The following is a 10,357-nucleotide window of genomic DNA, read 5'->3' as shown; positions in this document are numbered from 1 at the left end:
ATGGACCTGCCCGGGTTGCAAGACGCAACACGACCGCGACATCAATGCGGCCATCAACCTGAAGAACATGGCGGTGAGTTCCACCGTCGCTGCCTGTGAAGGGGAAGGCGCTGGCCTTGGGCGTGAGAACAAGGCGAAACCGGCCCCGGTGAAGCAGGAATCCAACAGCAAAGCCTGCTCTGCATAACTTTGCGTAAGTTTGGAGGAACGGTTTGTGACGAGGCCAGGAGATTGTGAGCTGGTCCACCGGACCAGCTCACCTGGTCCACCGGACCAGCTCACCCTGGTCCACCGGACCAGATCAGACCTCGAAGACCGCATACCCGTTCCTCCCCTTCCCCTTGGCGGCATACAGCGCGCTGTCGGCCGCCGCCAGCAACTGCTCCTGCGTTTGCCGCGGCTGCGACATCGCCACGCCGATGCTGGTCGAGGACTGCACCAGCCCCGCACTGGTGCGGAAGGGCACGCGCATCGCCTCGACGATCTTGGCCGCGGTGCGCTCCGCTTCGACACGCGTGCCGATCTCCTCGAGGATGACCACGAACTCGTCTCCCGACAGGCGCGCCGGGGTGTCGGTGGCGCGCACGCCCACCGTCAGGCGGCGCGCGAATTCCTTCAGCACTTCGTCCCCCACGCCGTGGCCGTGGGTATCGTTGATGCGCTTGAAGTGGTCGATGTCGAGGTAGGCCAGGGCCAGCGGCTTGTGGCTCCGGCGCGCGCGGTCGAGTGCGTGCTGCAGGGTCTCGCCGAACATGCGCCGGTTGGCGATCCCGGTCAGGGTGTCGACGCGGGCCAGCTGCAAGAGCTGCTCCTCGACTTCCTTCACGTGGGTCATGTCGTGCACCAGCGAGTACACGCCCGCCACGCTGCCGTCCGGCTGGTGGTCGGGGATGTAGGTCGCCTGCAGGATGCGCGGCTCGCCGCGTACGGGAATCCGCAGCTCGTGCGTGACCGACTGGCCGCCGAAAGCCTGCTCAAGGTGCGGCGAGATGTCGGCCGCCGCGTCAGGCCCCACCAGCCGGGCCAGCGGCATGCCGATCAGCTTCTTTGGGTCGACACCGAACCACTTTTCATAGGTGGCGTTGCCGAAGCGGTAGCAGTGCTCGCGGTCGATGTACGAGATCAGGACCGGCAGGTTATCGGTGATCATGCGCAGGCGCTTCTCGCTGGCGGCGCGGTCGCGGTCGGCCTGCTCGCGCTCGGCCATCAGGGCGTGGAAGGCGCGTCCCAGCTCGCCGATCTCGTCGTGCCGTCCGTCGCGCAGCACCTCGATCCCGGCGCCGTCGTGGCGGATCGCAGCGACGCTGTCGCTCAGGTCCTGCAGCGGCGCCAGCAGGCGGAACACCAGCACCCAGGCCAGCAGGCCGGCCGCCAGCGCCAGTCCGCCGGCGCTGAAGAAGGCGTTGCGGCGCATCGCATCCATCGGCGCAAAGGCTTCCGCGCTCGGGTAGCGCGCCGCCAGGATCCAGCCGGTCGTGCGCAGGCGCCTGTAGGCGTAGATGGAGTCGCTGCCGTCCTTGCTGCGCGTCTCCAGCCAGCCTTCGAATCCGGCCAGGGCGCGGTCGGTGCCCTGATTCACGCCCGGGGTGCTGCCGACATGCTGGAACAGGCGCGATTCGTCCGGGTGATCGATGATCACGCCGTCCGCCGTCATCAGGAACAGGTAGCCGGTCTTGCCCGGCTTGAGGGTGCTGATCTGGCGCAGGAAGCCGGAGCGGCGCAGGTCCACGCTGCCGGTCAGCACCGCGGCCACCTTGCCTGCCGCATCCAGCACGGGCGCGCTGAACACCACGATGTGGTTGCCGGTCAGGCGGCTGCGGATCGGCCGCGAGATCGTGCCCTTGCGCTTGTCGAGCGCACGCTCGAAGTAATCGGAGCCACGCGCGTTCAGGACCGTCGGCCCAGGCAGCTCGCGCAGCGACAGCTGCATCTCGCCGGCGGCGTCGAACACGACCAGGTTGAGGTACTCGTCGGCGCCCCACAGGCGCACCTGGTCGGCCAGGAAGGGCTTGAGCGCGGCCCAGTCGGTACGCAGGCGCGGCGGGATGCCGGCGGCGAGCGCCTCGACCTGGCCCAGGCGCGCCGCCAGCCGATCGTCCATGAACGAAGCGGCGCCCGACAGCAGGGTGTATTGCTGGTCGCCGATCACGGACTTCATGCCGCGCTCCGACACCGACAGGGTCGACAGCGTGACCAGCAGCGTAGCGGCGAACACCAGCACGGCTGCCACGGAGGCCAGCCGGAGCTTGAGATTCGCCGACGCCAGGCGCACAGCTCGATTGCTCATGAAATATGATGAAACTGATCAGCAGAATTACAAAGTATTACATATTTCTGCTTGCCACCCTGTCTCATACTTCAAAGAAACGTCAATATTGTTGAGAGCGGTTGATTCGATTAGCATGTTGCATTCCCTTCTCCGTCATGACGAGGCCCCATGAGTAAATATACGCTGCACATCAACGGCAAGGCGCAGGCCGTCGACGTCGAACCCGACACGCCCTTGCTGTGGGCTCTGCGCGACACTCTGGGCCTCGTCGGCACCAAATATGGCTGCGGCCTCGGCCAGTGCGGGGCCTGCACCGTGCACATCGACGGCGTGCCGGCGCGCGCCTGCCTGACCCCGGTCTCGAGCCTGGGCCAGCAGAAGATCACGACCATCGAGGGCCTCGATGCGAAAGCCCAGCACCCGCTGCAGCAAGCCTGGCAGGAACTCGACGTGCCCCAGTGTGGCTATTGCCAGGCTGGCCAGATCATGAGCGCCTGCCACCTTTTGAAGCAGCACCCGAAGCCGACCGACGCCCAGATCGACGAAGCGATGGCGGGCAACCTGTGCCGCTGCGCCACCTATACCCGGATCCGCGCCGGCATCCACCGCGCGGCCGATATCGCTGCACAGTCCGCCGCCAATGGAAAGGGAAAGAAATGACGGCTCCGCTCTCCGCTTCCCGCCGCAGCTTCCTGCGCACCAGCGCCGTCGGCGGCGCCTTCATGCTCGGCATGTCGGCCGAAGGCGCCCTGGCCGCAACCGCGCGCGCCGCATCCGGCCCGGACTTCACGCCGAACGCCTTTATCCGCATTGGCCGCGACGGCCGCGTCACCCTGATCTCCAAGCAGCCGGAAATCGGCCAGGGCATCAAGACTTCGCTGCCGATGGTCATCGCCGAACAGCTCGAGGTCGATTGGAAGGACGTGCGCATTGTCCAGGGCGACCTCGATACCGCCCAGTACGGCCCACAGGGCGCCGGCGGCTCGACCTCGACCCCGACCAACTACGAGAACTTCCACCGCCTCGGCGCCGCCGCGCGCACGATGCTGGTGCAGGCCGCGGCCAACACCTGGCGCGTCCCGGTCTCCGAATGCGCCGCCCGCAACGGCGCGGTCGTGCACGGCCCGAGCAAGCGCCGTCTCGGCTACGGCGCGCTGGTGGACGCCGCCGCGAAACTGCCGGTGCCGGAAGCTGGCCAAATCGTGCTGAAGGACCCGTCCACCTACAAGCTGCTGGGCACCCGCATCGGCGGCGTCGACAACGCCGCCATCGTCAGTGGCAAGCCGCTGTTCGGCATCGACGTGCGCCTGCCGGGCATGCTGTACGCCGTGTACGCCAAGTGTCCGGTGTTCGGCGGCAAGCCGGTGAGCGCCAACCTGGAAGCGATCAAGGCGATGCCGGGCGTGAAGGATGCCTTCATCGTCGAAGGCACCGCTAACCTGAACGGCCTGCGTCCGGGCGTGGCCATCGTCGCCACCTCGACCTGGGCGGCGATGCGCGCGCGTCGGGCACTAGAGGTGGTATGGGACGAAGGCGAAGGCGCCGGCCACAGTTGGGCCGACTTCACGGCCCAGGCCCAGGCCGCCTCTAAAAAAGCAGGCGCGGCGACGGTCCGCAAGGACGGCGACGTACCGGCAGCCCTCGCCAAGGCGAGCAAGGTGGTCGAAGGCGCCTACAGCTACCCCTTCATCTCGCATGCCAGCATGGAGCCGCAGAACTGCACCGCCTGGGTCAAGGAAGACGGCAGCCTGGAGCTGTGGGCGCCGACGCAGAACCCGGGTTCCGGCCAGGCGCTGGTGACGACCACCTTCCGCATCCCGAAGGAAAAGATTACGCTGCACATCATCCGCAGCGGCGGCGGCTTCGGCCGGCGCCTGAGCTCGGACTTCATCGTCGAGGCAACGGCCATTGCGAAGAAGGTGGCGGCGCCGGTCAAGCTGACCTGGACCCGCGAAGACGACCTCCAGCACGACCATTTCCGCCCGGGTGGCTTCCACTTCCTGCGCGGCGGCGTCGATGCATCTGGCAAGCCGGTCGCCTGGCACAACCACTTCGTGACCTTCGCCAACCGCGTCGAGCGCGAGGGAAAAAGCGTACTGCAGCCGGGCAGCGGCGGCAACCTGTTTGCCGACGAGTTCCCGGGCCGCTGGTTAGAAACCTGCCTGTTCGAACAGACCGTGCTGGAATGCCGCATCCCGATGGGGCCGTGGCGCGCACCGGGCAGCTGCGTGTTCTCCTGGGTGCTGCACAGCTTCATCGACGAGCTGGCGCATGCGGGCGGACGCGATCCGCTGGAATTCCGCCTCGAACTGCTGGGCAACAAGGACTTCATGCCGACCAGCAGCGAACGCGGCCTGCCCTACGACGTCAAGCGCATGCGCAATGTGCTGGTCGAAGTGGCGCAGCGCGCCGGCTGGGGCAAGAAGCAATTCGCGCGCGGCCAGGGCCAGGGCATCGCCTTCCACTTCAGCCATCGCGGCTACGTGGCGCAGGTGGCCGAAGTGACGGTGTCGCGCGAAGGCAAGCTGAAGGTGGACCGGGTGGTGGTGGCGGCCGACGTCGGCGCGCAGATCGTCAACCTGTCGGGCGCGGAAAACCAGGTGGAAGGTTCGGTCATCGACGGCCTGTCGACCATGATGTTCCCGGAACTGAACATCGAGAAGGGCCGCATCGTGCAGAGCAACTTCCACGATTACCAGCTGCTGCGCATGCCGGACACCCCAACGAGGATCGAAACGCACTTCATCAAGACCGACAACCCGGTGACGGGCCTGGGCGAACCTGCCCTGCCGCCGCTGGCGCCGGCCGTGTGCAATGCGATCTTCGCCGCGACGGGCAAGCGCGTGCGTCAGCTGCCGCTCAGCAAGACCGATCTCAGCTGGAGCTGAGGACCAAGGCGGGCGGGGTTTCTCGCCCGCCCCGCTTCAATGGCGGTGCGCGGGATCGTTGTCCTTGGCGCCGTGGTAGTCGAGAATCGACGCCGCCTTGTCCAGCCGCGACTCGTCGGCGGTCACGGTGACCACGCACTTGCCGATTTCCAGCCCCGGCGTATACACATCCTTGTAGTCGGTCCCGCCTTTTACTCCCGGCGAATCGCCGACCGTGAAATTGGCCTCGGAAGGACCGGCTTCGTCGCCGGTATGGCTGATCTCGATGCCGTCCCGCTCGAAGCCTGCGTCCAGCAGCGCCTGGCGTGCCCGTTCGGCGTCCTGGACATTGTCGATTACGCGTACGATCTGCTTGTTCATGCTGCCTCCTTCGATTCCTGTTGGAGCCACCGTACCAGAAATGCGCCGTGACCGGCGCAGGCGCCATGCGCGTGTCCGGCCCGCTTGCCCCTGTCTGCTACACTGGTTTGTTCATCAAATCCGCATCGTGCCCGATTGACCCAGATTCCCGCTCCCGCTGCTTTGCCTCCCGTGCTTGCCGGCCCAATACTGCGCCGTCTCGAGCCGGGCCGGCTGGTGCTATGGCTGGTCGGCAGTGCGCCACTCCAGCTGAGCCTGGCACTGGCGCCGGCGTCCGGCCCGCCCCGGCGCCTGGTCCTGGATGGGCGCTCCTGCCGTGCGCTGCGGGTCGGTCGCCACGCCTGGGTGCACCTGATCGACGTCGCACTGCCTGAACCGCTGCCGCAGGACACGCTCATCGAGTACGACCTGCTGGTCGAGCTCCCCGATGGCGGCGAGGCCGGCATCGCCCACTGGGCGCCGCACCTGCTCCACCGGGGCGAGTCGCGGCCGAACCTGGTGCTGCGCAGCCGCAGCGACAATATCCTGTTCGGTTCCTGCCGCAAGCCGCATCATCCCGCGCCCGACGGCCTGGCGCGCGCCGACGCCTTGCTGGCCGAGCACCTCGAACGGGCCGATGAGCGGCCCGCCATGCTCATGCTGTGCGGCGACCAGGTGTATGCCGACGACGTGGCCGGCCCGATGCTCGCAGCGATCCACGCGCTGATCCGACGCCTCGGCCTGTATGGCGAATGCCTCGACGGCGCAGTGGTGGTCGACAGCGACGCCCTGTACCGCCATCGGGCAAGCTATTACCGGCGCGAAGAGCTGCTGCCTGCGATCAGGTCCAACGACGCGCTGCGCGACCGTTTCTTCGGTGGCAGCGAAAAGCCGATCTTCACCACGGCGAATGCGCACAACCACCTGGTGACCCTGGCCGAGGTGCTGGCCATGTACCTGCTGGCCTGGTCGCCCGTGCCATGGCAGCTGGTGGCGGACGCGCCGGCGCCTCTACTCGAGCCCAGGTTTGCAGAACGCTGGCGGCGCGAGTCGGAGGCGCTGTCCGGCTTTCGCCGCGACCTGCCCGGCTGCGCGCGGCTGCTGGCGCACGTGCAGACCCTGATGATCTTCGACGACCACGACATCACCGACGACTGGAACCTGTCGGCCAAGTGGGAAACCACCGCCTACCAGCACCCCTTCTCGCGCCGCATCGTCGGCAATGCGCTGGTCGCCTACATGCTGTGCCAGGGATGGGGCAACCGCCCCGAGGTGTTCGCAGCGGCGTTGGACGAGTTGGCGGCGATGACTGCCACGGCCGATCTCGATGACCGGCTGGACGCGCCCGTGCAGGACGCCTTGATCACGCGCCTGCTGTCGTTCCGCCAATGGGATGTCGTGCTGCGCACCAAGCCCACGGTGATCGTGCTCGACACGCGCACCCGGCGCTGGCGCAACCGGCGCCGGCCCGGCCATCCATCGGGCCTGATGGACTGGGAATCGCTGACCGAGCTGCAGCACGAACTGCTGGACGAAACGGCGGCCGTCATCGTCTCGCCGACACCCATGTTCGGGGTCAAGCTGATCGAGGTGGTGCAGCGGGTTGCCACCTTCGCCGGCCTGGCCCTGACCGTCGACGCCGAGAACTGGATGGCGCATCGCGGTGCGGCCGGCAGCATGCTGAATATCTTCCGTCACTCGCGCACGCCGGGCAATTACGTGGTCCTGTCGGGCGACGTGCACTACTCGTTCGCCTACGACATACAACTGCGCGAGCAGCGCGAGGCACCCGACACGGATCGCTCGCCCCATGTCTGGCAGATCACCAGCAGCGGCATCAAGAACGAATTCCCGCCCCGTCTGCTCGAATGGCTCGATCGCCTCAACCGCTGGCTGTATTCGCCGCGCTCGCCGCTAAACTGGTTCACCCAGCGCCGCGATCTCGCCCTCACGCCCTACCTGCCCGACCGGCGCAAGCATGGCGAGCGCGTCTGGAATGGCGCCGGCATCGGCCAGGTGTGGCTCGACGCACAGGGGCGGCCGCTGCGCATCGTGCAGCATAACGCCGATGGCGGGTACTCGACCCGTTTCCTGGCGCCGGAGGAGGAAGCTTCCCGTGCAACAACATCCGGGCAGGCTTTCACGGAGCACTGAGCCGTTCGTGGCGGCGCTCCAGGTCAACAATGCGCCGGTCCATTCCGTTCGTCGATATGATTTGGTCAACATCACCACGACGACGGACTATCCTATGCATGCTCCAGCCAACGCTGGCCCGGTCCATGGAATCCGGCCAGGCCCATTCCACGCAATCCTCCTTGGCGGATCGGTGCCCCTGTTCCTGGGCGCACTGCTCAGCGATTACGCCTATTACCAGAGTCACCAGATTCAGTGGAGCAACTTCGCCTCATGGTTGCTTGCCGGCGCCGAACTCTTCAGCGGACTGGCCTTGCTGTTTGCGCTGATTAATCTGCTGCGCGCCCGCCACAAGTCGGGGCCGCCCCTGACCTACTTCCTGCTGCTCCTGGTGACCTGGGTGCTTGGCCTGATCAATTCCTTCCAACATGCGAAGGATGCCTGGGCAGTCATGCCGGCCGGCCTGGTCATGTCCATCATCGTCACCGTCCTCATCATCATCACGGCCTGGATCGGTCTGAAACAGCGTTCGGGAGGCCCGCAATGAAGCGACTCGGCACATTGACACTGTTGAGCACGGCGTTGCTGGTATCCGCATGCTCCAACGAAGAAAACAGCGGCCAGGCGTTCGGGGCCGATCCGAAGCTGCCGGCCCCGGAACGCGGCATGCTGCCCAGCATGAAGATCGCCGAGCCCACGCCATGGGGCAATGCGGCGCCGACCGTGCCCAAGGGGTTCACGGTCACCGCGATCGCCACCGGCCTGGCCATTCCGCGCCAGACCCTGGTGCTGCCGAATGGCGACATCCTGGTCGCAGAGGGTCGTGGCGGCAAGGCGGCCAAGCTCAAGCCCAAGGATGTCATCGCCGGCTACATCAAGGCCAAGGGCAACACCAAGGTCAAGGGCGGCAACCGCCTGACCCTGCTGCGTGACGCGGACGGCGATGGCAAGTACGAGCTGAAGACCGTCTTTGCGGAGAACCTGGACGCCCCCTACGGCTTGGCCTTCGCCAACAACAAGCTTTACGTCGCCAATCAGGGCGAGCTGGTCAGTTTCGACTACCAGGAAGGCCAGACCAAGGCCAGCGGCGCGCCTACCTCGGTCGCCAAGCTGCCCTCCGAAATCAACCACCACTGGACCAAGGCGCTGACCGTCAGTCCGGATGGCCGCTTCCTGTACGTCGGTATCGGCTCGAACAGCAACATCACCGAGCGCGGCATGGAGGCCGAAGTCGACCGCGCCATGGTGTGGCAGATCGACGCGCAGACAGGCGCCCACAAGCCCTACGCAACCGGCCTGCGCAACCCGACGGCGCTGGCGATCCAGCCCGGCAGCGGCCAGTTGTGGGCCGTGGTCAACGAACGCGACGAAATCGGGCCGGACCTGGTGCCGGACTACCTGACCTCGGTGCGCGAAGGCGCCTTCTACGGCTGGCCCTACAGCTACTGGGGACAGAACGTCGATACGCGGGTGCAGCCGCCGGATCCGAAGAAAGTCGCGTCCGCCGTCAAGCCGGATTACAGCCTGGGCTCGCACGTGGCCGCGCTGGGCCTGAGTTTCTCGATCCCGGCCATGGGCGACGCATATGCCGACGGGGTGTTCGTGGGCGAACACGGCAGCTGGAATCGCCAGAACCCGGTGGGCTACAAGGTGATCTTCGTGCCATTCAAGAATGGACGCCCGGCCGGACAGCCGATCGACTTCGTAACGGGCTTCCGCGATGGCGAAGGAAAAACCCGCGGGCGGCCGGTGGGCGTGACGGTCGATCCGCGCGGGGCGCTCATTGTCGCAGACGACCTGGCGAATACCGTGTGGCGGGTGGTGCGGCAGCCCTAGCACTACGCAAGTGGCTCGTTCGCCGCGCTAGTTGAACGGGATCAGTATCACGGACATGACACTGATCGCGGCGAACAAGGCCACTGCAAAGCGATTGTGTCTGGTGCTTTGTGCCGGTGGGTAGTAGCCGAAGGACAGGACGCGGAGCAAGGCCCAGCCTGGCCAATAAAACAGCTTTTCGATCGCCCTGGCCAGCAATTCAAGCACCAGGACCCGGCAGATCCATCCTGCGACGTCGATCATCAGCTCCAGCACGACATGCCTCGATCCGGGCTAGTACAAGGTGTCGCGCTGGCGCTGCGGCAAGGTGCTGTCGTAGGCCTCGCCGTCGAAGCCGTCCTGCGTGAGCGCGGCCAGCATCGTTCCCGGCGTCGGCACACCTGAGCGCTCATGCTCCTCCGGATGCCACAGGCGCGAGCGCAGGATGGAACGGGCGCACTGGAAGAACACCTTCTCGACCGCGATGCGCAGCACGCACAGCGGCTGCTTGCCGTCCACGGCAAAAGAAGCCAGCAAGCTTGGCTCGACGCTGATGTCGGCATGGCCGCGCACCCGCAGGGTCTCGCCCACGCCCGGAATCATGAAGAGCAGGCCGACGCGCGGGTCGGCAATCAAGTTGCGCAGGCTGTCGATGCGGTTGTTGCCGCGCCGCTCGGGCAGAAGCAGGGTCTGCGCATCCAGGATGCGCACCAAGGGCCCGGCGTCGCCGCGCGGCGACACGTCCAGCCCGCCCGCGCCGCTGGTCGCCAGCAGCGCGAAGCGCGACTGTGCGATCCAGCGCGCGTAGACCGGATGCAGGCGGTCGGTTTCCTTGGCGATCGAAGGCGGCGCGACGGCGCCGAACAGCGCCTCCAGCGCCGCGAGGTCGGTAATGCGATGTTCGGCCATCCTG

General features: G+C 66.6%; 10 protein-coding genes. 6 read left to right on the top strand and 4 right to left on the bottom strand.

The features are described from left to right. On the top strand, nt 1-187 hold a 187-nt coding region (locus tag LK542_RS19015; RefSeq protein ID WP_227813150.1), incomplete at its 5' end, for a zinc ribbon domain-containing protein. A 114-nt stretch (nt 188-301) separates the two neighbouring features. Here LK542_RS19015 and LK542_RS19010 read toward each other — a convergent pair. Then, on the bottom strand, nt 302-2,287 hold the full coding sequence (locus LK542_RS19010) for a diguanylate cyclase domain-containing protein (RefSeq protein ID WP_227813149.1): 1,986 nt from the start codon (nt 2,285-2,287) through the stop codon (nt 302-304). A gap of 150 nt (nt 2,288-2,437) precedes the next feature. On the opposite strand from LK542_RS19010, the gene LK542_RS19005 reads away from it, so the two are divergent. Together LK542_RS19005 and LK542_RS19000 are read left to right on the top strand one after the other, a co-directional pair. Then, nucleotides 2,438-2,929, top strand: a complete 492-nt coding sequence (locus LK542_RS19005) for a (2Fe-2S)-binding protein (protein WP_227802343.1) — start codon at nt 2,438-2,440, stop codon at nt 2,927-2,929. Next, nucleotides 2,926-5,157 (top strand): xanthine dehydrogenase family protein molybdopterin-binding subunit, encoded by a 2,232-nt coding sequence (locus LK542_RS19000; protein ID WP_227813148.1) that lies wholly within the window; start codon nt 2,926-2,928, stop codon nt 5,155-5,157. The genes LK542_RS19005 and LK542_RS19000 overlap by 4 nt, the downstream gene beginning before the upstream one ends. Nucleotides 5,158-5,193: 36 nt before the next feature. Here the strand turns inward: LK542_RS19000 and LK542_RS18995 are convergent, their stop codons facing one another. Beyond that, nucleotides 5,194-5,517 (bottom strand): hypothetical protein, encoded by a 324-nt coding sequence (locus tag LK542_RS18995; protein ID WP_227802341.1) that lies wholly within the window; start codon nt 5,515-5,517, stop codon nt 5,194-5,196. 171 nt (nt 5,518-5,688) lie between these two features. Here LK542_RS18995 and LK542_RS18990 point away from each other — a divergent pair, with 171 nt between their 5' ends. Genes LK542_RS18990 through LK542_RS18980 form a run of 3 tightly spaced genes read left to right on the top strand, consistent with a single transcriptional unit; the run spans nt 5,689 to nt 9,465 of the window. After that, complete coding sequence (locus LK542_RS18990; RefSeq protein WP_227813147.1) at nt 5,689-7,650, top strand: alkaline phosphatase family protein; 1,962 nt, start codon at nt 5,689-5,691, stop codon at nt 7,648-7,650. Beyond that, complete coding sequence (locus LK542_RS18985) at nt 7,613-8,176, top strand: DUF2231 domain-containing protein (RefSeq protein ID WP_227813146.1); 564 nt, start codon at nt 7,613-7,615, stop codon at nt 8,174-8,176. The genes LK542_RS18990 and LK542_RS18985 overlap by 38 nt, the downstream gene beginning before the upstream one ends. Next, nucleotides 8,173-9,465: a sorbosone dehydrogenase family protein gene (locus LK542_RS18980; RefSeq protein WP_227813145.1), complete on the top strand. Its 1,293-nt coding sequence runs from the start codon at nt 8,173-8,175 to the stop codon at nt 9,463-9,465. The genes LK542_RS18985 and LK542_RS18980 overlap by 4 nt, the downstream gene beginning before the upstream one ends. Nucleotides 9,466-9,492: 27 nt before the next feature. Here LK542_RS18980 and LK542_RS18975 read toward each other — a convergent pair whose 3' ends face one another. Both LK542_RS18975 and LK542_RS18970 read right to left on the bottom strand, forming a co-directional pair. Next, on the bottom strand, nt 9,493-9,708 hold the full coding sequence (locus LK542_RS18975; RefSeq protein ID WP_227813144.1) for a hypothetical protein: 216 nt from the start codon (nt 9,706-9,708) through the stop codon (nt 9,493-9,495). 30 nt (nt 9,709-9,738) lie between these two features. Then, entirely contained in the window at nt 9,739-10,353 is a 615-nt protein-coding gene (locus LK542_RS18970) for a pyridoxamine 5'-phosphate oxidase family protein (RefSeq protein WP_227813143.1), read from the bottom strand. Nucleotides 10,354-10,357 lie beyond the last annotated feature (4 nt).

This window comes from Massilia sp. IC2-477 (assembly GCF_020707265.1).
In the GTDB taxonomy this organism is placed as follows: Bacteria; Pseudomonadota; Gammaproteobacteria; order Burkholderiales; family Burkholderiaceae_D; genus Telluria.
Note: the sequence above shows the minus strand (reverse complement) of the source record. Positions and strands in the feature narration are given on the sequence as shown.

Coding starts and splice junctions, on each gene's coding strand:
- LK542_RS19010 (WP_227813149.1), bottom strand. CDS start 2,287: ATGAGCAATCGAGCTGTGCGCCTGGCGTCGGCGAATCTCAAGCTCCGG.
- LK542_RS19005 (WP_227802343.1), top strand. CDS start 2,438: ATGAGTAAATATACGCTGCACATCAACGGCAAGGCGCAGGCCGTCGAC.
- LK542_RS19000 (WP_227813148.1), top strand. CDS start 2,926: ATGACGGCTCCGCTCTCCGCTTCCCGCCGCAGCTTCCTGCGCACCAGC.
- LK542_RS18995 (WP_227802341.1), bottom strand. CDS start 5,517: ATGAACAAGCAGATCGTACGCGTAATCGACAATGTCCAGGACGCCGAA.
- LK542_RS18980 (WP_227813145.1), top strand. CDS start 8,173: ATGAAGCGACTCGGCACATTGACACTGTTGAGCACGGCGTTGCTGGTA.
- LK542_RS18975 (WP_227813144.1), bottom strand. CDS start 9,708: ATGATCGACGTCGCAGGATGGATCTGCCGGGTCCTGGTGCTTGAATTG.
- LK542_RS18970 (WP_227813143.1), bottom strand. CDS start 10,353: ATGGCCGAACATCGCATTACCGACCTCGCGGCGCTGGAGGCGCTGTTC.